Source organism: Rahnella bruchi (genome assembly GCF_003614975.1).
GTDB classification, from domain to species: domain Bacteria; phylum Pseudomonadota; class Gammaproteobacteria; order Enterobacterales; family Enterobacteriaceae; genus Rahnella; species Rahnella bruchi.
Map to the genome: position 1 here is coordinate 64,429 of NZ_QZWI01000003.1, position 24,046 is coordinate 88,474.

At 52.3% G+C, this 24,046-nt stretch carries 21 protein-coding genes; 11 read left to right on the top strand and 10 right to left on the bottom strand.

What is annotated here, in order from left to right:
• The first annotated feature begins 28 nt into the window (after positions 1 to 28).
• On the top strand, positions 29 to 1,138 hold the full coding sequence (gene ompC, locus D5398_RS07565; RefSeq protein ID WP_120507064.1) for a porin OmpC: 1,110 nt from the start codon (positions 29 to 31) through the stop codon (positions 1,136 to 1,138).
• Positions 1,139 to 1,352: 214 nt separating this feature from the next.
• On the top strand, positions 1,353 to 2,159 hold the full coding sequence (locus tag D5398_RS07570; protein ID WP_120131330.1) for a 5'-nucleotidase, lipoprotein e(P4) family: 807 nt from the start codon (positions 1,353 to 1,355) through the stop codon (positions 2,157 to 2,159).
• A 560-nt stretch (positions 2,160 to 2,719) separates the two neighbouring features.
• Here D5398_RS07570 and D5398_RS07575 read toward each other — a convergent pair.
• The 4 genes from D5398_RS07575 to yieE form a co-directional block, all read right to left on the bottom strand.
• Positions 2,720 to 3,553, bottom strand: a complete 834-nt coding sequence (locus D5398_RS07575; protein WP_120507065.1) for an ABC transporter ATP-binding protein — start codon at positions 3,551 to 3,553, stop codon at positions 2,720 to 2,722.
• Positions 3,553 to 4,635: a FecCD family ABC transporter permease gene (locus D5398_RS07580; protein ID WP_120507066.1), complete on the bottom strand. Its 1,083-nt coding sequence runs from the start codon at positions 4,633 to 4,635 to the stop codon at positions 3,553 to 3,555. Before D5398_RS07580 ends, D5398_RS07575 begins: the two co-directional genes overlap by 1 nt.
• Positions 4,636 to 4,870: 235 nt before the next feature.
• The gene (locus D5398_RS07585; protein ID WP_120507067.1) at positions 4,871 to 6,346 is read right to left on the bottom strand and encodes an amino acid permease; all 1,476 of its coding nucleotides are present in this window, start codon (positions 6,344 to 6,346) and stop codon (positions 4,871 to 4,873) included.
• Positions 6,347 to 6,477: 131 nt separating this feature from the next.
• Complete coding sequence (gene yieE, locus D5398_RS07590) at positions 6,478 to 7,350, bottom strand: DNA-binding transcriptional regulator YeiE (RefSeq protein ID WP_120507068.1); 873 nt, start codon at positions 7,348 to 7,350, stop codon at positions 6,478 to 6,480.
• 190 nt (positions 7,351 to 7,540) lie between these two features.
• Between yieE and D5398_RS07595 the strand changes: the two genes are divergently transcribed.
• Both D5398_RS07595 and nfo read left to right on the top strand, forming a co-directional pair.
• The gene (locus D5398_RS07595) at positions 7,541 to 8,653 is read left to right on the top strand and encodes a YeiH family protein (RefSeq protein ID WP_244216725.1); all 1,113 of its coding nucleotides are present in this window, start codon (positions 7,541 to 7,543) and stop codon (positions 8,651 to 8,653) included.
• A 90-nt stretch (positions 8,654 to 8,743) separates the two neighbouring features.
• Complete coding sequence (nfo, locus tag D5398_RS07600; protein ID WP_120507069.1) at positions 8,744 to 9,610, top strand: deoxyribonuclease IV; 867 nt, start codon at positions 8,744 to 8,746, stop codon at positions 9,608 to 9,610.
• 88 nt (positions 9,611 to 9,698) lie between these two features.
• Here the strand turns inward: nfo and fruA are convergent, their stop codons facing one another.
• The 3 genes from fruA to fruB are packed head-to-tail and all read right to left on the bottom strand — an operon-like array spanning position 9,699 to position 13,474.
• Complete coding sequence (fruA, locus tag D5398_RS07605; RefSeq protein WP_120507070.1) at positions 9,699 to 11,396, bottom strand: PTS fructose transporter subunit IIBC; 1,698 nt, start codon at positions 11,394 to 11,396, stop codon at positions 9,699 to 9,701.
• 15 nt (positions 11,397 to 11,411) lie between these two features.
• Positions 11,412 to 12,347, bottom strand: a complete 936-nt coding sequence (gene fruK, locus D5398_RS07610) for a 1-phosphofructokinase (RefSeq protein WP_120507071.1) — start codon at positions 12,345 to 12,347, stop codon at positions 11,412 to 11,414.
• Positions 12,344 to 13,474: a fused PTS fructose transporter subunit IIA/HPr protein gene (gene fruB / locus D5398_RS07615; RefSeq protein WP_120507072.1), complete on the bottom strand. Its 1,131-nt coding sequence runs from the start codon at positions 13,472 to 13,474 to the stop codon at positions 12,344 to 12,346. Before fruB ends, fruK begins: the two co-directional genes overlap by 4 nt.
• 461 nt (positions 13,475 to 13,935) lie before the next feature.
• On the opposite strand from fruB, the gene D5398_RS07620 reads away from it, so the two are divergent.
• Positions 13,936 to 15,150, top strand: coding sequence for a sugar efflux transporter (locus D5398_RS07620; protein WP_120507073.1), 1,215 nt, complete (start codon positions 13,936 to 13,938; stop codon positions 15,148 to 15,150).
• On the opposite strand, the gene D5398_RS07625 is transcribed toward D5398_RS07620, so the two are convergent.
• Complete coding sequence (locus D5398_RS07625; protein WP_120507074.1) at positions 15,147 to 15,401, bottom strand: YkgJ family cysteine cluster protein; 255 nt, start codon at positions 15,399 to 15,401, stop codon at positions 15,147 to 15,149. The two genes, D5398_RS07620 and D5398_RS07625, sit on opposite strands and share 4 nt — an antisense overlap.
• A 244-nt stretch (positions 15,402 to 15,645) precedes the next feature.
• On the opposite strand from D5398_RS07625, the gene yeiP reads away from it, so the two are divergent.
• The gene (gene yeiP / locus D5398_RS07630; RefSeq protein WP_095922781.1) at positions 15,646 to 16,218 is read left to right on the top strand and encodes an elongation factor P-like protein YeiP; all 573 of its coding nucleotides are present in this window, start codon (positions 15,646 to 15,648) and stop codon (positions 16,216 to 16,218) included.
• Between the two features lie 279 nt (positions 16,219 to 16,497).
• Positions 16,498 to 17,967: a mannitol dehydrogenase family protein gene (locus D5398_RS07635; RefSeq protein ID WP_120507075.1), complete on the top strand. Its 1,470-nt coding sequence runs from the start codon at positions 16,498 to 16,500 to the stop codon at positions 17,965 to 17,967.
• Between the two features lie 68 nt (positions 17,968 to 18,035).
• On the opposite strand, the gene D5398_RS07640 is transcribed toward D5398_RS07635, so the two are convergent.
• On the bottom strand, positions 18,036 to 18,767 hold the full coding sequence (locus tag D5398_RS07640; protein ID WP_120507076.1) for an FCD domain-containing protein: 732 nt from the start codon (positions 18,765 to 18,767) through the stop codon (positions 18,036 to 18,038).
• A gap of 250 nt (positions 18,768 to 19,017) precedes the next feature.
• Entirely contained in the window at positions 19,018 to 19,449 is a 432-nt protein-coding gene (locus tag D5398_RS07645) for a hypothetical protein (RefSeq protein ID WP_244216726.1), read from the bottom strand.
• A 90-nt stretch (positions 19,450 to 19,539) separates the two neighbouring features.
• Here D5398_RS07645 and D5398_RS07650 point away from each other — a divergent pair, with 90 nt between their 5' ends.
• The 4 genes from D5398_RS07650 (at position 19,540) to D5398_RS07665 (ending at position 24,041) form a co-directional block, all read left to right on the top strand.
• A complete protein-coding gene (locus D5398_RS07650) occupies positions 19,540 to 20,514 on the top strand; it encodes a CobW family GTP-binding protein (protein WP_120507077.1) in 975 nt (324 codons plus the stop codon).
• 60 nt (positions 20,515 to 20,574) lie between these two features.
• Positions 20,575 to 21,288, top strand: coding sequence for a phosphatase PAP2 family protein (locus D5398_RS07655; RefSeq protein ID WP_120507078.1), 714 nt, complete (start codon positions 20,575 to 20,577; stop codon positions 21,286 to 21,288).
• 427 nt (positions 21,289 to 21,715) lie between these two features.
• Positions 21,716 to 22,291, top strand: a complete 576-nt coding sequence (gene mepS / locus D5398_RS07660) for a bifunctional murein DD-endopeptidase/murein LD-carboxypeptidase (protein WP_120131317.1) — start codon at positions 21,716 to 21,718, stop codon at positions 22,289 to 22,291.
• 166 nt (positions 22,292 to 22,457) lie between these two features.
• Positions 22,458 to 24,041 carry a cyclic di-GMP phosphodiesterase gene (locus D5398_RS07665; protein WP_244216727.1) on the top strand — a complete coding sequence of 528 codons (1,584 nt, stop codon included), beginning with the start codon at positions 22,458 to 22,460 and terminating at the stop codon, positions 24,039 to 24,041.
• Positions 24,042 to 24,046 lie beyond the last annotated feature (5 nt).

Consider the following 24,046-nt stretch of genomic DNA (forward strand, 5'->3'; position numbering starts at 1 on the left):
TTTAATAAAGAATGCAGGGTAAAAATTCATGAAACGTAATATTCTGGCACTTTTAATTCCTGGTTTATTGATTGCATCAGGCGCACACGCAGCGGAAGTTTATAATAAAGACGGCAATAAACTGGACCTTTACGGTAAAGTGAAAGGTCTGCATTATTTCTCTGATTCTGCCAGCAATGATGGCGACCAGAGTTATGTGCGTTTCGGTTTTAAAGGCCAGACCCAAATTAATGACCTGATCACCGGCTACGGCCAGTGGGAATATAACGTCATGGCTAACCATGCTGAATCTGACAGCAAAACGCCTAGCACCACAGGCACCAAAACCCGTCTGGGCTTTGCCGGTCTGAAATTCGGTCAATACGGTTCCTTCGACTATGGCCGTAACTACGGCGCACTGTACGACGTTGAAGCCTGGACCGATATGTTCCCTGAATTCGGCGGCGACGGTTACACCAAAGCTGACCGCTTCATGACAGGCCGCGCCAACGGCGTAGCCACTTACCGTAACCGTGGTTTCTTCGGTCTGGTTGATGGTCTGAACGTTGCCGTTCAGTATCAGGGCAAAAATGAAAACGACGGTCGCGGCAGCAGCACAGCCAACGGCGACGGTTATTCACTGTCTACCACTTACGCTCTGGGTGATACCGGCGTGAGCTTCGGCGGCGCATACGCTTCTTCTGACCGCACCACGGCCCAGAGCAATTCCACTTACGGCAAAGGTGATAAAGCGGACGCATGGACTGGCGGCATGAAATATGACGCAAACGGCGTTTATTTAGCTGCCATGTATGCTGAAACTCGTAATATGCTGGCCATTACCGTCCCTGGCGGAATTGCAGGCGCACCGGCTGGCAGCGGTTTTGCAAATAAAACTCAAACCTTCGAAGCCGTGGCACAATATCAGTTTGAAAATGGCCTGCGCCCTTCACTGGGTTATGTACAAACTAAAGCGAAAGATATTGAAAATATCGGCGACGCAGATCTGGTTAAATATGTTGACGTAGCAGCAACCTATTATTTCAACAAAAATATGTCTGCGTATGTTGATTATAAAATCAACCAACTGTCCGACGATAACAAACTGGCTCTGAACAACGACGACATCACTGCCGTGGGTCTGGTCTATCAGTTCTAAAAACCAGTTCTAATAAGAAGCGCTTTACCACCTCATTATTATTCTCTGTCTTGAAATTCTTCGGCCGGACTCACCCTCCGGCCTTTTTATTTCTGCTATTTTTCGATACATCTCGCGTAACACGCCATTTCCCCTTCCACACCCCGCTGAATCTGCTACAGTTTTAACGATTTTCATGAATGCGAATCTTTCTTAACAAGACTAGGGATGACGAATGAATAAAATTTCGCTTTGCACCACCAGTGCCTTAATCATGCTGGCCCTCAGCGGCTGTGCGCAGCAAAAACCGGATGCCCAACAGAAACTGAACGATCAGTCTGTGATGGCGCTGAACTGGTTCCAGCAATCTGGCGAATATCAGGCGCTGGCGTATCAGGCTTTTAACACGGCGAAAATGGCGTTTGATAATGCCCAGCCGCTGGCCGGGCAGAAGAAAGCCGTCGTCGTAGATCTTGATGAAACCATGCTCGATAACAGCGCGTACAGCGCGTGGCAGGTGAAAGCGAATAAGCCATTCGACAGCAAAACCTGGTCCCAGTGGACGGCAGCCCGTCAGGCTACAGCCGTGCCCGGCGCGGTCGAATTTGCCAATTACGTCAACACGCATGGCGGCACGATGTTCTACGTCTCTAACCGTAAAACCAGCGAATACGCAGCGACGCTCGACAACATGAATCGCCTGGGCTTTACCGGCGCCAATGAAAAAACCATGCTGTTGAGTTCAGACACTTCGAACAAACAGGCCCGTTTCGATTCCATTAAAGCCGCGGGTTATCACGTGGTGATTTACATCGGCGACAACCTGAATGATTTCGGTTCCGCGACCTATCATCAGGGCAACGAACAGCGCCGCGCCTTTGTGAATCAGAACCATCAGCACTTCGGCACGCAATATATCGTGCTGCCAAATCCGCTGTACGGCGACTGGGAAAGTGGTCTGGCGAAGGACTACAACAAGCTGACACCTGAGCAGAAATTGAATGCGCGGGATCAGAATCTGAAGGCGTGGAACGGGAAGTAAGCTTTTAGAAAGCTGACAAATCCTTCACTTGCAGTGAGGGCAACACCTTGGGCTCGCCGCCCAAACTGGCCCAGAGGACGCGTAAGCACGCGCCCTCTGGACTCCCGCGCTTTTTTAACTGCGCGCTGTCGCAAGTATGACGGACATGTTCTGGTGCATTGGTGAGTGGCGCAAAATGTCATCGCTGCGCGATTCCCTCATTTCAGGTTTCGAGCCATAGGTCTCGAACCATTCATTCGGTGCCATTTTTGAGCACGCCAATCAACTTTCCTAAAACATGAAAAGTCTGTATTTGAATTTAAGATCGTGGGGGCGATTCAGAAAGCTTGCTGAACGGAGCGGCCTGGAGACCAGAGGCTCCAGGACCGAGTGAAGGAACCGCAAAGCGGCAAGCTTTCCAGCCTGTCGCTGCGATACCTGAAACATAGCCAGCCAGCGGAGCGCGCAGTAAATGAGCCGGAGATTCTTAAGAGGCGCGGAGATAGGCGCCTCTTAAGGCCAGTTTGGGTGGCAACCCAAGGTCTTGGTATTGACCTTGAACTGAGCCCAGTCTGGGTGGCTTACCCGATATCCCCCACTAACCCGTCAATCAGTATCTGCGGTGTCCCCTGCGAGCAACGCTCAATCCGCCCCCGTACGCCGTAAACCCGCGCCAGACTTTCCGGCGTGATCACCTCTTCCGGTTCGCCATCGGCAATCAGATTGCCGTCTTTGAGCATCAGCACGCGGTCGCCGTGACGCAGTGCAATATTGATGTCATGCACAACCACTACGGTGACGATATTGCGTTTCTGCGTTTCCTTACGAACCAGATCCATGACGTGGAACTGATAATTGAGATCCAGTGCACTGAGAGGTTCGTCGAGCAGCAGTAATGAAGGCTGACGAATCAGCGATTGCGCCAGACCGACCAGCTGTTTCTGGCCGCCGGAAAGCTGATCGAGATAGCTCAGCGCCAGATGCTCGATACCCAGCTGACGCAGCAGCGTCATCACTTTATCGGTACCTTGCGAAGCTTTTCCCTTACCGCCGGATGCCCGCTGCGCCACGATAATGGATTCCAGCACATGCAGATGCACACCCGCAGGCAGGGTCTGCGGCAGGTACACGACCTGTTCGGCGCGGCGCGCAAAAGGCATCGGCATTAAGTCATGGCCGTCGAGCAACAATTGCCCTTCCGCCCGGTTTAGCCCGGCGAGTGAACGCAGTAATGTCGATTTTCCGCTGCCGTTTGGCCCGAGCAAAACCGTAATTTTGCCACGTGGCAGCATCGGCACATTGAGATGGCGGATCACATGGCGCTTCGGATAGCCCGCATTAAAATCGCGGATTTGCAGCCCCTGCGTGGCCGTATTCAGTAAATCTTCAGGACGCGTTTCGAGCATTGCTGACATCAGACGTTCCCCCGGTGACGAAGAATAATACTCAGGAAGAACGGCACGCCGACCAACGAGGTGACGATACCCACCGGAATAATGACACCCGGCACCAGATTTTTAGAGGCCACGGACGCCATCGAAAGCACCAGCGCTCCAATCAGCGCACTGGCTGGCAGGTAGAAACGGTGATCTTCACCGAACATCAGACGGGCTATGTGTGGCGCCACCAGGCCAATGAAACCAATCGGGCCGACAAATGCCACCGCCAGTGCGGAAAGAATACTGATACGCAGCAAGGTGCCGAGGCGCAAGCGGCGCACGTCGATACCAAAACTCACCGCGCGATCTTCACCCAGACGCAGCGCCGTCAGCTTCCACGCGCTCATCATCGACCACGGCAACAGAATCAGGAAAGCCAGCAACATCACACCCAGTTTCACCCACGAGGCGCGCGCCAGACTGCCCATCGTCCAGAAAACCAGCCCCTGCAGGGTGTCTTCAGTGGCAATAAACTGCATCAGCGAAACCAGGGCGTTGAAGGTAAATACCAGCGCAATACCAAACAGCACCACGCCGGAACTGGCAACACGCGTCCAGCGGGTGATGCCATCGAGCATCAGGGCGGCCAGCAGCGCAAAAATAAAGGCGTTGGCTGAGATAAACCACTGGTCAGGAATGCCCGGGATCCCGATACCCAGCACAATCGCCAGCGCCGCACCAAACGCCGCAGCAGAAGACACACCCAGCGTGAACGGACTGGCCAGCGGGTTATTAAGGATGGTCTGCATTTCTGCACCGGCAAGACCCAGCGACATGCCTACCGTCACGGCCATCAGCGCGTAAGGCAGGCGAATATCCCAGACAATTACGCGCGTACCCGGATCGGCTGCTGCCGCATCAAACAGGGTTTTCCACAGCGTACTGAGCGACAACCCCGACGGCCCCATAATGAAATCAATCACCAGTGAGACGACGATCGCCAGCACCAGGACCAGCATGATTAACAGACGGCGGCGGACGATATTCTGGTATCGCCCCATCACGCCGTCCGGGGCGTTGCCTTTCACCGCCAGCGCGGGTTCGGTAGTTGCACTCATTTTCGCTTCAATCTCATTAAGTTAAAAACTTACGGCGGGAACAGATGTTCTGCTATTCCCCAAGAAAGGGAATAAATGATAATAATTATCAATGTGTTTTGCAAAACCTATCAGACTCAGACATTAAACGCAGCGGTAACAAAGCATGATGTTGTCCGCTCTCCTTTACTGAATTGCAGATATAAAAAAACGGAGCCTGAGCTCCGCTTTTCAAATAGCTGGATATCCCTGCCGGTTACTTATCGACATGTTCCGGGAATTCCATTTCGCTGTATTTCACTACTTTAGTGCCTTTGGTCAGCTTGTAGCCGAACCAGATGATCAGGAACAGCGGCAGGCCGATGTATGTCGCGGCCACGCCATACCAGTCAATTGTGTCTTTCATAAACGCCTGATAGTTTTGCCCCAGCGTAATAATCAGACACAAAACAAAGGCGAAGATCGGACCGAACGGGAAGAAACCAGACAGATATGGCAGTTTCTTGAGGTCGCGTCCTTGTGAGACATAACCACGACGGAAACGGTAATGGCTGATAGCAATCCCGAGCCAGGCAATAAAACCGGTCATACCAGACGTGTTCAGCAGCCACAGGTAAACGGTCTGATTACCAAACATCGAACTCAGGAAGCACAATGCTGCCACAATCGTGGTGGCATAAAGCGCATTACGCGGCACACCGCCTTTCGACAGTTTGGCGAACATGCGCGGCGCTTTGCCTTCGCTTGCCAGCGTAAACAGCATACGGGTAGAGGCGTACATCCCTGAGTTACCGGCAGACAGTACGGCAGTCAGAATAACCGCATTCATCACCGCCGCCGCTGACAGCAGACCGGCATTGCGGAACACCAGCGTGAACGGGCTGACTGAGATATCGCCGACTTCGTTACGCAGCAGATTCGGATCGGTATAAGGAATGATCAGACTGATCACCAGAATCGCCAGAATATAGAACAGCAGGATACGCCAGAATACCTGACGAACCGCACGCGGGATGTTTTTGGCCGGGTTTTCAGATTCACCGGCTGCGACGCCAATCAGTTCGGTACCCTGGAAGGAGAAGCCGACTATCATCGCCACGCCTATCATCGACGCAAAGCCGCCTGCAAAGGGTGCGTCACCGATGGCCCAGTTATGCCAGCCAGCCGTTTCGCCACCGCGCATAATGCCGGTGATCATCAGCACGCCCACGGCGATAAAGATGATGACGGTGACCACTTTGATCAGCGAGAACCAGTATTCTGCTTCGCCGAAACCGCGAACAGAGATGTAATTCAGCAAGAAGATCAGCCCAAGGAACAAGGCGCTCCAGATCCAGCCCGGCGTGTCCGGGAACCAGTAGTTCATCACCAGCTGTGAGGCAACCAGGTCAACCGCGATGGTGACTGCCCAGTTGTACCAGTAGTTCCAGCCGAGTGCGAAACCAAAGCCTTCTTCTACATAGCGGGAACCGTATGTGGAGAATGAGCCGGATACCGGCATGAACGCCGCCAGTTCACCGAGGCTTGTCATCAGGAAGTAAACCATGATGCCGATTAATGCGTAGGAGAGCAGCGCGCCACCCGGCCCTGCCTGTGAAACTGTCGCACCGGATGCGACGAATAAACCCGTACCAATTGAACCGCCGATGGCGATCATCGTTAAGTGACGTGCCTTCAGCTCGCGACGCAGTGTGGGAGCCACCTGCGTATTTTTTGTAGGTTGTTGAGCCATTTTTACCCTATATCCGCTCGTCATGTGGAAATTTAAGCGCGGATTGTAGCAAAACCTGCCGCTCTGAATAGCAGGATCGACCTGTTATAAGACACCTTCATAACAGGCCGTGGATCATTAGCGAAAGACCGTTATTGAGCTTCACGGCAGTAAGTTAAGAAGCGCGACAACGCGCCTGAGATGTGTTTCTGGCGATGGTGGATAAGGTAAAGTTTGCGCACCAGTGGCGCGACCGGCAGATGAATTTCCACCAGTGAACCACTGGCCAGTTGCTCCGCAATCACCCGTCGGGAAAGGCAGCTGATACCAATTCCGTGACGCACTGCGTGCTTGATGGCCTCAGAATTACCCAGTTCCATCACCAGATTGAAATCGGGTAATTGCGGTAACAGCAGATGGTCGAGCACTTCGCGGGTACCGGAACCGCGCTCACGCAAAATCCATGGTTCCCGCGCCAGCGATTCGAGTGAAACAACCTGCCCCGCCAGCGGATTTTCGGGCGCAACGAACACCACCAGTTCATCGTCCAGCCAGGTCTGAGTGATCAGCTCCGGCATCTGGCACGGGCCTTCGATAAGCCCCAGATCGACACGAAAATCTGCCACCGTATTGATGACGTCGTTAGTGTTGCCGACGTTCAGCTCCAGCGGCGTATCAGGAAAATCCAGCCGGTAACCGGCAATCATCGCCGGGAGCATGTAGTTGCCAATGGTGCTGCTGGCACCAATGCGCAGTGAGCCGTTGTCCTGATTAAACAGACGTTCGATTTCCCCGGCCTGTTCCAGCAAGGCCAGGGCTTTCGGGTACAGCAAACGCCCATGCTCATTAATTACCAGCCGCTTTCCGACCCGGTCAAATAACTGCACGCCGAGCTGCCCTTCGATATCGGCCAGCGCCGCACTGACAGCAGATTGTGATAATGAAAGCACAACTGACGCCTGCGTGGTCGAACCGCTTTTCAGCACCTCGGCGAAAACTTCAAGTTGTCGCAATGTTATGTGCATAAATGTCCCGCTGTTCTCATGCGCCTGACTGCACGCTTGTTCTCTTTAGTATAGACCTTTGCCTTGCAGGTCTCTTTTGAATGGATTCTTTATACCAGTTTTTCAGATAGGTTATAAAGTTATAATCTATTTCATTTTTATATAAGCGCGGCGTAGCCTTAGGTCATCACTCCTGAACGAGGAACGGACGATGACTCAGTTTTCACTGCATAAAAGCGACGCGCTTAAACATGATGTTGACCAGCCTGCGCTGCAAAAACATGGCGGATACTACCGTCTGCTCCCTGGCCTGGCACTGACCGGTGCTATTACCGGACTGGCGGTATGGTTAAGCAATTTCCCGTCGCTGAGCCACCTCGGCCTCAGCGCACTGACGCTGGCGATTGTTATCGGGATGGTCGTCGGGAATACGGTTTATCCGGCCGCAAAGCCCTGGTGTGACAGCGGTGTCACGCTGGCAAAACAGCGTCTGCTGCGCCTGGGGATTATCCTGTACGGCATGCGCCTGACGTTCGCACAAATCGCCGATGTTGGCGCAACCGGGATCCTTATCGATGCCATGATGTTGTGCTCCACCTTCGCGCTTGCCTGCTGGCTGGGACAACGGGTATTTAAATTAGACCGAGATACGTCGATGCTAATTGGCGCGGGCAGCAGTATCTGTGGTGCAGCTGCGGTGATGGCGACCGAACCGGTGCTGGATGCCAAAGCGGAAAAAGTCACCGTGGCGGTGGCGACTGTGGTCATCTTCGGGACGGCGGCTATCTTTCTGTATCCGTGGCTGTGGCACCTTAATGAGCAATATCACTGGCTGAGTTTCACCGCGTCACAGTTTGGGATTTATACCGGTTCGACGGTGCATGAAGTCGCGCAGGTTGTGGCAGCCGGTCAGGGTGTCAGTCCGGACGCTGAAAATGCGGCGGTAATTGCCAAGATGATCCGCGTGATGATGCTGGCTCCGTTCCTGCTGCTGCTCTCTGGCTGGAAATCACGCCGTGAAATCCAGCAAGGCGGCCAGAACGCCGGTATGCGCAACATCACCATTCCGTGGTTTGCCCTGCTGTTTATTCTGGTGGCCGCGTTCAACTCACTGGATATTCTGCCACACAGCTGGATACCGCCGCTGATTACGCTCGATACCGTATTACTGGCGATGGCGATGGCGGCTCTCGGGCTGACAACGCATATGAGCGCGCTGCGTCAGGCGGGGCTGAAACCGATGCTGCTGGCGGCAATCCTGTTCATCTGGCTGATTGTCGGCGGCGCCGGTATCAACCAGCTGGTTCAGCATCTTTTTGGCTGATGTTGCGGCTTTTAACACTCCGATGCTGCGCCTCCTGTCCGGAGGCGCTATTATTCGTTGATAAACGCGATGAATGACTGAGGAGCAAAAATGAAGTTTGTGGGAGCACACGTCAGTGCAGCCGGTGGTGTCGATCAGGCGGTATTGCGCGCACATGAGCTGGAAGCCACGGCTTTTGCGCTTTTCACTAAGAATCAACGTCAGTGGAAAGCCGCACCATTGCCGGAAGATGTGATTGAAAAATTCAAACTGGCTTGTGAAAAATACGGCTACACAAGCAACCAGATTTTACCGCACGACAGCTATCTGATTAACCTCGGGCATCCGGTGACGGAAGCGCTGGAAAAATCCCGCGAAGCCTTCCTTGATGAATTGCAGCGCTGCGAGCAGCTGGGTTTGTCGCTGCTGAACTTCCATCCTGGCAGCCATCTGATGCAAATCGAGGAAGATAAATGCCTAGAACTGATTTCTGAATCCCTGAACATTGCTCTGGATAAAACGAAAGGCGTCACTGCCGTTATCGAAAATACTGCCGGTCAGGGCAGCAACCTCGGTTTCCGCTTTGAGCATCTGGCGAAAATTATCGACGGCGTGGAAGATAAAAGCCGCGTCGGTGTCTGCATCGATACCTGCCACGCCTTCGCCGCCGGTTATGACCTGCGTACCGTGGAAGAATGCGAGAGAACCTTCAAACATTTCGAAGAGGTAGTCGGTTTTAAATATCTGCGCGGTATGCACCTGAACGACGCGAAAAGCGAATTCAACAGCCGCGTTGACCGCCATCACAGCCTCGGTGAAGGCAATATCGGCAATACAGTTTTCAGCTGGATGATGAAAGATGCCCGTTTCGACGGCATTCCGATGATCCTCGAAACGGTCAATCCGGATATCTGGAAAGATGAAATTGCCTGGCTGAAAGCCCAGCAGACAGCCGATAACGGCGAAGCAGCGGCATAAGCCTGCCCGCACCCTTCGCGGAGGGCGCAGCAATAAAAAAGGCGCGACATTCACATGTCGCGCCTTTTTGTTTTTTAACGGCTTACCGTTATGCAGCTTTCGCGGCTAACGCAGCATCTGAACGTTTCAGAACCGCATAAGCACCGCCTGCCAGAACCGTACCGGCGATGATCGCCACCAGATATCCGAGAACGGGTGTGATTGCGCCCGGGATCAGCAGAACGAACAGACCGCCGTGTGGTGCCATCAGTTGTGCGTGGAATGCCATCGACAGAGCACCGGTCAGTGCGCCACCTGCGATACAGCATGGCAGAACGCGCATCGGGTCACGGGCTGCGAACGGTATCGCACCTTCAGAGATAAAGCACAGACCCAGCACCAGCGCCGCTTTACCGCCTTCACGTTCACTTTGCTCAAACTTATGACGCGCCAGCAGTGTTGCCAGACCCATCGCCAGCGGCGGAACCATACCGGCGGCCATAATGGCGGCCATTGGTGCGTAGACGGAAGAACTCAGCAGTGCCACGCCGAACGCGTAAGCAGCTTTGTTCACCGGGCCACCCATGTCGGTACACATCATCGCACCAAGGATTGCGCCCAGCAGAACCGCATTAGCTGTACCCAGAGATTGCAGCCATGCTGTCAGACCTGCCATGATTTTAGCGACCGGCGTACCGACAACATAAATCATCACCAGACCGGTAATCAGGCTCGCGACCAGCGGAATGATCAGGATAGGTTTCAGGGCTTCCATACTTTGCGGTAATTTCAGCTTGCCGCTGATGGCTTTCGCCACATAACCCGCCAGGAAACCGGCAATAATACCGCCGAGGAAACCAGCACCGGTGCTCACCGCCAGCATACCGCCGATAAGGCCCGGCGTCAGACCCGGACGGTCAGCGATGGAGAAAGCAATAAAACCGGCCAGAACGGGTACCATCAGCGCGAAGGCTGAAGCGCCACCGATTTGCATCAGCGCAGCTGCCAGCGTGCCTTTGACTTCAAAAGCTTTGATACCGAAGACGAATGACAGTGCGATACAAAGCCCCCCCGCAACCACCATTGGCAGCATGTAAGACACGCCGGTCAGGAGGTGACGGTATGGGCCTGTGCCGCCCGCTTCTTTCTTCTTGGTGCCGGATGCTGCGCCCTGCGTCGCAGGCTGGAACAGCTCAGCTTCGACCAGTGCTTTGTCCAGTTCCTGCTTCGTCTTTTTCAGTGCCAGACCGGTAGAAGTGCGGTACATCGGCTTACCGGCAAATTTCGCCAGATCCACTTCGATGTCAGCCGCGACAATCACCAGATCGGCCGCTGCAACTTCTTCAGGGGTAATAGCATTGCCTGCGCCCACGGAACCGCGGGTTTCGACTTTTACCCACCAGCCGCGTTTTTTCGCTTCACTTTCAATGGCTTCAGCCGCCATAAAGGTGTGTGCGACACCGGTCGGGCAGGCAGTGATTGCGACGATACGTTTCGGGCCGCCAGCTGCCGGTGCGGCTACTGCTGCCGCAACCGGTGCAACATAAGGTTTGGCTTCGGTCAGCGCACGTTGCAGAAATGCCTGTGGATCACGCACGGCATCCGCCACATTACCGGTATAAATATTTTTGCCGGTCAGGGTGGCGTCGTTTGGCACCGTTTCACCGGCAACAATGACGACGTCAGCGTCAGCGGCCTGTTCAACGACCTGATGCCCTGCTTTTGCAGCAGCGGCAGCAAGCAAATTTTTCGCCAGATGGCTGCGAGCCTGTCCGAGCGAACTGTCTATCATCAGCAGCGTTTTCATTCTGCCTCCTGCGGATTAAAAGGGTTTCAGGTCAACACGGGCCATCATCGCCGCGAGCTGCGGACGATCGGTGACACCGACATTACTCTGGCTGACAGCCAGGGCGGCAACAGCTGTTGCCAGTCGCAGCGTATGTTCACTGGATTCACGCATCAGCAAGCCGTAGATCAGACCACCGACCATGGAATCACCGGCACCGACCGTGCTGACAACTTCACAAGCTGGCGGTTTGGCAATCCACGCACCCGATGCGTTAACCCACAAGGCACCTTCGGCACCCAGTGAAATCACCACGTGGGCAATTCCCTGATCACGCAAGGCGTGAGCGGCTTCTACCACATCGCTCAGGTCCGGCAATTTACGGCCAGCCCAGATTTCCAGTTCGCGACGGTTTGGTTTTACCAGCCACGGCGCGGCTTTCAGACCGGCAACCAGTGCTTCACGGCTGCTGTCAAAGATGATGCACGGACACTGCGCACGCAGACGTTTCATCCAGTCGGTGAAGGCGTCAGGGTCAACGCCTGCTGGCAGACTGCCGCTGACAGCAACCATATCGAACTGGCCCAGCCATGACAGAGAATCCGTCACGAAACGTTCCCAGTCGGCAGGGGTCACATTGAAACCGGAGAAGTTGAAGTCGCTGACTTCGCCGTCTTTTTCGGTCAGTTTGACGTTGATGCGGGTACGGCCATTTACCACCTGGAAACGGTTGGCGATGCCCAGATCGCTGAACAGCAACTGGAAGCCGTCCTGATTTTCTTTACCGAGGAAACCACCCACGGTGACGTCGATGCCGAGATCTTTCAGCACTTTCGCAACGTTGATGCCTTTACCGGCGGCGTGCAAACCGGTGGTTTGCACCAGATTCACTTCACCACGTTCGATTTCAGGCACATAGCCCACTAGATCGTACGCAGGGTTTAAGGTAATTGTGGCGACTCTGCGGCTCATGCGCCCTCCCCAAGACCTTCGGCAATGGCTTCACCGATAGTTTTTAATGCCAGTTCTGCATCTTCACCACTGGCGGTAAAGCGCAGGTGATGACCTTTTTTCACGCCCAGCGCCACTACTTTCATCAGGCTGCGGCCATTGGCAGGTTTACCGCTGCCATCAAGATTCGTTACTGTAATTTCGCTGCTGAACTGTTTGATAACGTTCACCAAAGCCGTACCCGGACGCGCATGCAGACCGTGTTCGTTACGGATAACATATTCCGCCGTCAGCACGTTGGCTTGTTCTTCCACTTCGCTGGTCAGCAATGCCAGCACACCCACAGGGTCAGCCGTCAGCAAGCGTTCAGCATTGTTCGCTATCAGCAAATCACTGAGATAATTCAGCACATTGAGCGGCTGATCATCTGCGACTGAAATCGTCAGCAGCATGGAGACTTTCTCACCTTCAAGATCAAACGCCTGCTGCGCACGGCTTACCGTGGCTGCACTTTTCAGGTTGCCTTCTGTGCTGTCGCTCAGCCAGATGCCCTGCCCGAGGTTCAGCGGCTTACGGCTGATCACATCACTGACAAACGCGTTATCGACTGCACCCATCTCTTTCAGGCGACCGGCGTTCAGCGCTTGTAAGGTGATCAGGTTTTCAGCGGCCACATCGACGGCGATAAGCTGAGTATCAAACAGGAATTCAGCGGCATTTTTTTCGCCCATCAGCAGGCTTCGTAGTTCTTCAGTCGAATCTGTTTTCGCCAGACGCTCTGCCACGCTGTCGTCACTTAAGACGTGCGTCAGCTGACGCAACAGGCTGAGGTGTTCATCAGAACGCGCCGCGATGCCGATAACCACATACGCGGTCTGGCCTTCGCCCCACGCAATACCCTGCGGGAACTGGAAAACCTGTACGCCGGTATCAAGCACCAGATCACGTGTATCTGTGGTGCCGTGAGGGATAGCGATGCCGTTGCCCAGATAAGTAGAGGTTTGCAGCTCACGCGCTAACATGCCGTCTACATAGCCTTCGCTGACGCGGCCCGCCTGAGTCAGTGCTGCTGCAACCTGGCGAATTGCTTCCTGCTTATCGCTGGCAGCCGCACCGATATGAATATCTTGCTGTGACAGTTGGAACATAATTCTCCTCTCCTGCTGAAATTGAATCGTTTCAGCTTTACTGAGAAAAAAGGAGCGCCATCAAATTTCATAGAAGAAGCTGACGACGCTGAAACGTTTCAGGGAGTCTCAATCCGGCCTGTTTTTAAAGCAAGCTTTCCCTTATTTGGCGTGACGATTTTTTGATGCTACGCACAGTTTTCTGTTCAGGAACGCCTGAGCACTGTTAACTTAACGCAAATGCTGAAGTCAGGCTGACGCAAAAAGCTGACGTAAGCTGAACCCTGTTTGGAGTGACACTTTAGTGGGATGTCAGAAGCACAGCTGGTTATTTTTAACACTGCGTGCGTTTTTATTATTCAGTATGGCAAATTCACTCCGGTTTACATTTTTGATGATCAAAACCTGTTTTTGTTTTTTTTAAACTGACGTAACATTTGCCCAAATTTCGCCCCCTTCCCTACTTCTGGTTCACATAGCTAATGCGAATTTCTACAACGTCAGCCCGCCGTTTACCCGACATGACGTCGACCGCTTTTCTGATCATTGCTTTTCTGACTGGCATCGCCGGTGCATTACAAACCCCCACACTGAGTCTTTTCCTGACGTCTCAGGTTCACGTCAGCCCGTTCATGGTCGGTATTTTCTTCACCGGTAGTGCGGTTATCGGCATTTTCGTCAGTCAGTTGCTGGCCAACTGGTCGGATAAACGCGGTGACCGCAAAACGCTGATTTTGTATTGCTGCATTCTGGGTGCACTGGCGTGCGTGCTGTTCGCCTTCAACCGCAATTACTTTATTTTGCTGTTTGTCGGCGTTTTGCTGTCGAGTTTTGGCTCGACGGCGAACCCGCAGATGTTCGCTCTGGCACGCGAGCATTCCGAAAAAACCGGTCGTGAAGCTGTCATGTTCAGCTCTATTTTGCGGGCACAGGTTTCGCTGGCCTGGGTCGTCGGCCCGCCGCTGGCTTTCGCCCTGTCTATGGGTTTTGGGTTCACCTTTATGTACTGCGCCGCTACGCTGGCGTTCCTGCTTTGCGGCGTGATGGTGTATATGTTCCTGCCCTCCATGCCTAAAGCGCACATCAAAACCACCGCCACACTAGAAGCACCTCGCCGCAACCGCCGCGATACGTTGATGCTTTTCATCGCCTGTTCTCTGATGTGGGCTGCCAACAGTATTTATCTCATCAATATGCCGCTGTACGTGGTGCGTGAGTTAGGGTTGCCGGAAAAACTGGCGGGCGTGCTGATGGGCAGTGCGGCGTGTCTGGAAATTCCCACGATGCTTATCGCCGGATATCTGGCCAGGCAGCTCGGTAAACGTTTCCTGATGCGCTTTGCGGTGCTGGCGGGTGTAATTTTCTATGGATGCATTCTGTTTACCACCGGCGCGGCAATGTTGATTGCCTTACAGCTGCTGAACGCGATTTTCATCGGCATTCTGGCCGGGATCGGCATGTTGTATTTTCAGGATCTGATGCCGGGTCAGGCAGGTGCGGCGACCACGCTGTTTACCAATTCAACGCGTGCTGGCTGGATCCTTGCCGGTTCTCTGGCGGGAGTGATTGCGCAATTCTGGACATACCATGCGGTGTTTTATGCGGCGCTGGCGATGGTAGTAGGGTCGGTGTTGTGTATCTGGAATGTGAAAAACGTCGATAAACCGGCAGAAGAAGTACCGGAAGCCGTCGTTTAAGGCGCGGTATCGGCTTCAAGTTTAATCAGATACGTCAGGGCATGGTCGCGATGGGTAAAACACATTTCGCGACTGGCCTGCAGGCTGGCACAAACTTTCGGACGCAGCGGCGAGGTGAAAATCTTGCACAGGAAATTATCGGCCAGTTGCACGCAACGGGTATTCGCCGGTTTGCCATCAGGCATTCCGGGGATCGGGCTGGAAATTGAAGGCGCTATGCAACAGGCTCCGCAATCGGTACGACAGTCCATCAACAGCCTCCTCAGGCCTCATTTTGAGGCGCGACAATAGCAGGCGGTGGTATGCGCCACCAGCGAAATATTTACTATCCTTTAACACGGTAACCCGAACATTTTTCATGCTGGCAAATGACACATAAAAAATGCGCAATAAAGCGGGTTTTGGCGACTCTTTTTACGCTATCTGCTTGCCTGAAATCTGCGGCGCGGGTAACGTGTCGCAAATTATTTATCTCTCTGCTGACAGGTTATTTATATGGCACGTGCTAACGAAATTAAACGCGGCTTCGTTGTGAACTACGACGGCAAATTGCTGCTGGTAAAAGATATTGATGTTCAGAGCCCAAGCGCCCGTGGTGCCAGCACCCTGTACAAAATGCGTTTCGCTGATGTACGTACTGGCGGCAAAGTAGAAGAGCGCTTTAAAGGCGACGATATCCTTGATACCGTCAGCCTGACCCGTCGTAAAGTGAACTTCTCTTACGTCGATGGTGACGAATACATTTTTATGGATGATGAAGACTTCACGCCATATACCTTCAATAAGGCGCAGATCGAAGACGAACTGCTGTTCATTCCTGAAGAAGGATTACAGGGCATGCAGGTTCTGACGCTCGACAGCCAGCTGCTGGCGCTGGAAATGCCACAGACGGTAGATCTGGAAATCGTCGAAACAGCACCGGGCATCAAAGGTGCGTCTGCCAGCTCCCGTACCAAACCGGCAGTCATGGCCACGGGCCTGAGTATTCAGGTGCCTGAATACCTGAGCTCCGGGGACAAAATCCGTATTCATATCGCGGAACGCCGTTATATGGGCCGCGCGGATTAATCAGCGCCTCGCTATATCCCGCAATATATTGAAAGGAACGCTCCGGCGTTCCTTTTTTAATGGCCTGATTTTGCCATTAATGCGCAGAGTCTCGATCTGCATCACAAAATGAGTGGTGGTCCGGACTTACCAATTCCCCTTTCTATCATATGACTTTACACTCTAAGCCCTAATTTCGGCTTAAATCGTCGCTTTATCCAGCACAAAATTGAACTGACGGGTAAACAGCCCCAATTTGGCCTGACCAATTATCTATTTCTGACTTGCCTGGAGTATTGCATGAAAACTATTGCCACAGCGTCTTTGCCCGCAGCAGTGTCATTGCCTGCTTATGATCGCGATGCACTGAAGAGCCGCATCGTTCATCTCGGCTTTGGCGCATTCCACCGTGCCCACCAGGCGCTGCTCACCAACCGTGTCCTGAATCTTCAGGGCGGAGACTGGGGCATTTGCGAAATCAGCCTCTTTGGTAATGAAACATTGATAAAAAGTCTGCGTCAGCAAAATCATCTGTTTACCGTGCTGGAGAAAGGGGCTGAAGGCAATCAGGCTATTATCATTGGTTCAGCTCATGAATCCGTCCACGGTGGCATTGACGGTCTTGATGCCGTGCTGGAAAAGTTGACCGAACCCCAGGTAGCCATTGTTTCCCTGACCATCACCGAAAAAGGTTATTGCATTGAACCAGGCACCGGCGAACTGGATCTGCAAAACCCGAAAATTCAGCAGGATCTGGCCGGTGGTCAGGTGCCATGTACCGCGCCGGGCGTGTTAGTTGAAGCACTGCGTCTGCGACACGAACGCGGGCTTCCCGGCTTCACGGTTCTGTGCTGCGACAATATTCCTGAAAACGGTCTGGTGGTCAAAAACGCCGTGCTGGGTATGGCGAAGGCACGCTCCGCAGAACTGGCCAAATGGGTCACCGATAATGTCTCCTTCCCAAGCACCATGGTTGACCGCATTGTTCCGGCAGCCACTGAAACCACGCTGGAAGAAATCACCGAAGCGCTCGGTGGCGTGGCCGACCCTTGCGGTATCGCCTGTGAACCGTTCATTCAATGGGTCGTGGAAGACAACTTTGTAGCAGGTCGTCCTGAATGGGAAAAAGCCGGTGCGCAGATGGTGTCCGACGTGTTGCCGTTTGAGCAGATGAAACTGCGCATGCTGAACGGCAGTCATTCCTTCCTTGCCTATCTGGGCTATCTCGCCGGTTATCAGCACATCAACGATTGTATGGAAGACGCTAACTATAAAGCCGCCGCGCACCAGCTGATGTTGCATGAACAGGCGCCGACGCTGAGCGTCGAGGGTGTTGATCTCAGTGCTTACGCTGACAGCCTGATCGCCCGTTACAGCAATCCGGCGCTCAAGCATCGCACCTGGCAAATCGCCATGGACGGCACGATGAAGTTGCCACAGCGCATGCTCGACTCCATCCGCTGGCATGTAAAAAATGGCGGTTCTTATGAATTGCTGGCGCTGGGCGTTGCGGGCTGGATGCGTTATATCGGCGGCACGGATGATGCGGGTCAGCCCATTGAGATTAAAGATCCGATGGCGGATACGCTGGCAGAAATCGTCGCGTCTACCGCGGATGGTGAAGAACGCGTGAAAGCGCTGCTGGCGCTGAACGGCGTATTCGGCGAGCAACTGCCGCAAGAAGAGAAAGTCGTGCAGGCCATTCAGGCTGCCTATGCCGATCTGCAAAGGGTGGGCGCGAAGAAAACCGTCGCCAAATACGTCGGTTAAAGCCTGATGTAAAGTAAACGAATAACGATAAGCGGCTGCTCAGGCAGCCGTTTTTATTGGTGCAGCCCTCAGTCATTCAGCTCTGAAGGAACGGACGAAAATAAAAAACCATCAAAAGACGGATCGTCAGCGTCCGATACCTGCAACAGCATATCTTTCACGTTCTCCAGATGCTGCCACATCGCCTGTTTCGCGGCCTTCGGATCCCGTCGCAACACCGCCTGCAGGATAGTCTGATGGTCCTGCAACCAGATCTGATGATAGCTTTTATCGACCACGTGCTGATGAATGCCTTCCCACATCGAACTGCGCTGGCGGATCTGCCAGAGATCATCAACCAGTTTTACCAGCACACTGTTTTGCGATGCCTGCGCCAGTAAGGCATGAAACCGCTGATCTTCGGCTTCATCCGTCACACCACGGGCAATGCAATCACGCTGAGCGTCAATGGCATCGCGCATCTGCAAAATATCCGTTTTCGTCGCCTGCATAGCAGCAAAGGCGGCCACTTCGCTTTCCAGCAACTGCCGCGCCTGCAATAATTCGAACGGGCCGTAACCGCTGTCAGCCAGTTCCGGTGGCGTGTTTTCAGGCTGTTTCAGCACATACACACCGGAGCCTTTGCGCACTTCAATGATTTTTTCCAGCTCAAGCATAATCAGCGCTTCGCGCACCACGCTGCGGCTGACGGAATAGGATTCAGCAATATCACGTTCAGGAGGAAGACGATCGCCGGGCGTATATTTCCCGGCATGGATATCGCGGCGTAAATGGCCGCCAATCTCCTGATAAAGTCGCATATTTTCGCCCCTGTCTGTGGCACGCATTCAATTGGTCCGACAACTGTTCACATGCTCTGATGCCTGAAATAAGAGAGAAAATTATAACATGTCGGCATAAAGGGAAAGGACGGGAGAAGAAAACTGACGGCCCGATCAAAATTGGGCCGGCCAGTTGGGTAAGTTGTCTGTCCTCTTGACCCGGCATTAATAAGTCAGCACGTAATACCGGCTATAAATTAGTCAGAGAACATTATGATTAGGAAGTGCTTCAGTTGTAACTCACGGTCATTACGGCAAGATGCGGATTATTATTGATGTGCTCTGTGGTCACTTGCCCCAATGATAACGGCAATGAGAATGCAGAAGAATTTTTGGGATCCAGCGTGTGGACTTGCGTGAGTTTAGTCGCTCCGCGCTCACAGCTGCTGGTCACTTTGTTTCCGCCGTTGACGAAGCTGCATCCCTCCTCGACGATCGCACCATAAAAATGAATTGTCCCGCTGGACGCGGCATAAGAATTCGAAGCCATCCCTGAGGCCATCACTCCCAAAAACAGCATCCATTTCACTCTGTTCATGGCAATACCCTCATCAAAAAAACTGATTGCAATTTTTAAGTAACCGCAATTTAACATTAATGCATCTAAACAAATTCGCACTGCGAACGATGAAATAAACTGTGGATGGCGTATGACGGGCATAAGCAATCCATGTCATTAATCGGCACGAAACTGGATTTTCTTTACGGGCCGCTGCACATTGACGAGATAATTTTTGAAAGGATGTGAACCATGACCAAAACCAACCTGATCACTGGCTTTCTGGGAAGCGGTAAAACCACCACACTGCGCCATCTGCTGGCTCAAAAACCAGAAGGTGAAAAATGGGCCGTACTGGTCAATGAGTTCGGAGAGATTGGAATCGATGGCGCACTGCTGGCGGACAGCGGCGCGGTGCTGAAGGAAATCCCCGGCGGATGCATGTGCTGCGTTAATGGCTTACCGATGCAGGTCGGGCTGAACATGTTATTGCAGCAGGCAAAGCCTGATCGGTTACTGATCGAGCCCACCGGACTGGGCCATCCGAAACAGATCCTTTCTTTATTAACCTCTGAGGTATACAGCAACTGGCTGACACTCAATGCCACTTTGTGTTTGCTCGATCCGCGCCAGCTGAATGAACAGCGCGTCATTGAAAATGAAAATTTCCGCGATCAGCTCGCAGCGGCGGATGTGATCATAGCTAACAAAGCAGATGTCGCTCAGGAGAATGACCGCCAGGCGCTGGGAAAATGGTTCAGCGAAAATGGCCGTGAACGCCTGCTGGTGGTGGCTTCTCAGGGGGAGATTGACCCTGCCCTGCTGGATTTGCCGCGCCTCAATCACACCGAATTACCGGAAGGCCGACATCATCACGCTCATTCATCAAAGCGCGGGCTGGCGGCACTGAGCCTGCCGGAAAAGCAGCGCTGGAGACGTGCGCTTAACGAAGCGGGCGGTTACACCAGTTGCGGCTGGATATTTGATGGCGAAACGGTATTTGATACGGCAGGAATACTCGACTGGGTACGCGCCGTGCCAGTTGACCGCGTGAAGGGAATAATTCGCATTGAAGAAGGGGCGCTGATGATTAACCGCCAGGGTCATGATCTGAGAATCGAAACTAAGCCGGTGGCACCCTTGGACAGCAGAATTGAGCTCATTACGCAAAAAGAAGTGCCATGGAATACCTTACAATCGTCTTTGTTGAAGATTCGTTTAAGTTAAACGGATTAAGTTAACGCCCATTACGTTAATCGTTACCCTGCTAAGAATAGGTCTTCATATATGTGGCGCCGAAATATTCCTGCAATCCTGCTCCTCAATGGCTTAGGTATTGCCCTCTTTCTGTCTTTCTATTTACCCGCGAATCACGGTTTCTGGTTCCCGATTGATAAGTCGATATTTTTCTTCTTTAACCAGCATCTGGCGACTGACGCGTGGTTCCTGCATCTGGTCGCAGTGACTAACAACCGTGCGTTTGATCTGATCTCGTTGCTGGCAATGGGTATGCTCTATCTGAGTTATTTCCTGAAACAGGACAACGCAGGCCGCCGCCGCTTCATCATTATTGGCGTCGTGATGCTGCTGACCGCCGTCGTGCTTAATCAGCTCGGCCATTTATTGCCGGTCAGTCACAAAAGCCCTTCGCTGAGCTTCCAGGGCGTAAACCGTGTCAGTCAGCTGACCGGAATCCCGACGAAAGATGCCTCCGCAGACAGCTTCCCCGGCGACCACGGCATGATGCTGATTATTTTCTCCTGCTTTATGCTGCGTTATCTGAGCAAGTCAGCCTTCTTTATTGCGCTGCTGATCACCATCATCTTCTCGCTGCCGCGCGTGATGATTGGCGCACACTGGTTTACGGATATTGCCGTGGGTTCGATGTCAGTCGTCCTGGTAGGTGCAAGCTGGTGGCTGATGACTCCGGCCAGCGATATGTTGATCAACTGGCTTGAGAGAAAATTGCCGGGTAAAAAAATTCCTAAAACGGCCCCATAATTTTGCATTCATATAATTAAATTATGGTCAGGCAGATGTTTATGATCTGCCTGACGTTTTTTTCAGACAATTCCCGGATATACTTTACTGGATTTTGCATGTGGAACCCGCTTGTGGCGCGGTTTTAACCCAAATTCGTATATAAATCACCCATCGTTTTTAACATGATTACTTACATCAGCTTACATCACAATTTCTTATAAAAAATCCCGTAAAACCTCTCGCAATCCCTTATTCATTACGGTACTCTCCAAATCGCCCTCATAGAAATGTGACTAAAATACCCGTATTGAAGGAAAAAACGTGCTCTAACGCACATTTTACCAGTCTGGTGTTTGTCCCAACTAATTGCGGCAGGTAGTCTCGCTTCGTTTGGCAATTTTAATAACGATTTCATCGTTAAGGACAGCAAGGGATAACAACAATAATGGTCAAGTCTCAACCGTTTCTGAGATATATCACGCGGATGATTCCCGCGATTGGCGCAGCAATTCTTCTCTCTGCGTGTAGTGGTATGCATTCTTCGAACACAGAAAGCGCACAAACTGATATGCGTGCAGTAAATGACAAAGACGGTCTTCTACTGCAAGCCTCTCAGGATGAATTCGAAGCAATGGTTCGTAGCGTCAACGTTAAATCCAAAATTATGGATCAGTACGCTGACTGGAAAGGCGTTCGTTATCGGTTAGGCGGCGACAGCAAGCGTGGTATCGATTGCTCAGCGTTCGTTCAGGTAACATTCCGCGAACAATTTGGTATGGATCTCCCTCGTTCTACTTATGAACAGGAAGAAAAGGGCAAGAAAGTTCAGCGCACGAAACTGCGTCCGGGTGATCTGGTTCTGTTCCGTGCTGGCTCTACAGGCCGTCACGTCGGCATTTATTTAGGCAACGATCAGTTTGTTCATGCGTCCACCAGCAACGGTGTGATGATTTCAAATCTGAAAGAGTCCTACTGGAATGCACGTTATCGTGAAGCAAGACGAGTTTTAGCTAACGGTTAATCACGTTAGCTTATGATTTAGTTCTTGTTGTCCTATGCCAAGCGAATAAAAAAACGTCATCTTCGGATGGCGTTTTTTTATGCCTGTAATAAAGTGTATTTAATGTCTGTAGTTTTTTTGACTACGTTATACTTTTATTTCTTCGGCGAGAATAAGGGCAAAACATATGGGTTTAAAAACGGCGTTAACACACACCGTATTACCCAAGCGCCGGTATTTAAAAAGAAGTATCCTTTTTTCAGCCCTGTTTTTCATTTTGTTTACTGCCGTCACCCTCACCGTTATTAAAACAAATACCCTGCGTGAACAGGAGCAAATCGCTCAACGAACCGCCCGTTATGCGGCTAACTATTTACATCAACTTTCCGACACAATGGGCAAAATTGCACTGCTCACTGATGAGCCCTGTAATTCTATTGCGGGTGAATTAAATCGGGACGCCGCATTCAGCGTGGGTGTGCGTGATTTTCAGCTGGTGCGTGACGGAATGGTTTTTTGTTCTTCGGCCTCCGGCAACCAGAATATTCCCGCCAACAGCTCCCTCCATGACATCGATTTCGACAAAACAATGAGTATCAACCTGCAAATGGGGACGCCTGCCGTCCCTAACCGCGCGGTGATCATTGTCTGGCAGCGCAATCCGGGAGCCAGTAACGATGGCGTGATCGCCACGCTTGAGCTGACACTCTCGCCTTATATGCTGTTTGCCCAGCCGGGCTCAGGTTACCGGGGATTTGCTTTGCTGGTGGGTGACTCAGCATTGATTTCAGCGCAGGATCAGCTGATTCCGGTCAGTAAATTACCCCACAGCCATTTTACCGAGGCCAGAATTGAGGGTTACCCGTTCACCGTCCGTCTTTATTCCCCTACCCTGACCGGCGACAGCGTTCTCTTTACCCTCTCCGGTGGACTGCTGCTGAGCCTGATGGTATGCGCCCTGATTTATCACAGCCTGCTTAACCGCCATAACGTTGAACGCGAGATCCTGCGCGGTCTGAAAAACAAAGAATTCTTTGTTGAGTATCAGCCAGTGATTGACTCAAAAACGTTGAAAGTCACCGGTGTGGAAGCATTGCTGCGCTGGCAACATCCTATTGAAGGGCGGATCCCGCCGGATGTGTTTATCGCCTATGCAGAAAACCAGGGGCTTATCGTCGAACTGACGCGACACATGATGATTCTTGTCGCGCAGGACGCACATAAAATGCAGCATGTTTTTGCAGAACCGGGAAAGCTCAGCATTAATATTTCTCCGCACCATATGGAGAAAGTCAGCTTTCATGATGACGTCATGAATTTTATCGAAGCCTTGCCGGAGAATGCTTTTCAGGTCGTTTTTGAAATAACGGAACGCGGAATGATTGATACCGAAGGCGCACTGCGGGAATTCAACTGGCTGCGTCGCCACAAAATAGAAATCGCTATTGATGATTTTGGTACCGGCCACAGCGCGCTGATTTACCTGGAAAAATTCACTCTGGACTATCTTAAAATCGACCGTGGTTTTGTCATGTCTATCGATCAGAAAACCTTAATCGCCCCCGTCCTGGATACCGTGCTTAAACTCACAGAAGAGCTGAAGCTGAAAACAGTGGCAGAAGGGGTCGAAACGCAGCAACAGGCAGAATATTTGCGTAATCATGGTGTTACTTACCTGCAGGGCTATTTATACAGCAAACCGCTGGGTATACCGGTGCTTCTGGACTTCATCCGCGATTTCAACGAGAAAGAATCCACGTACCACATTTAGCTTCC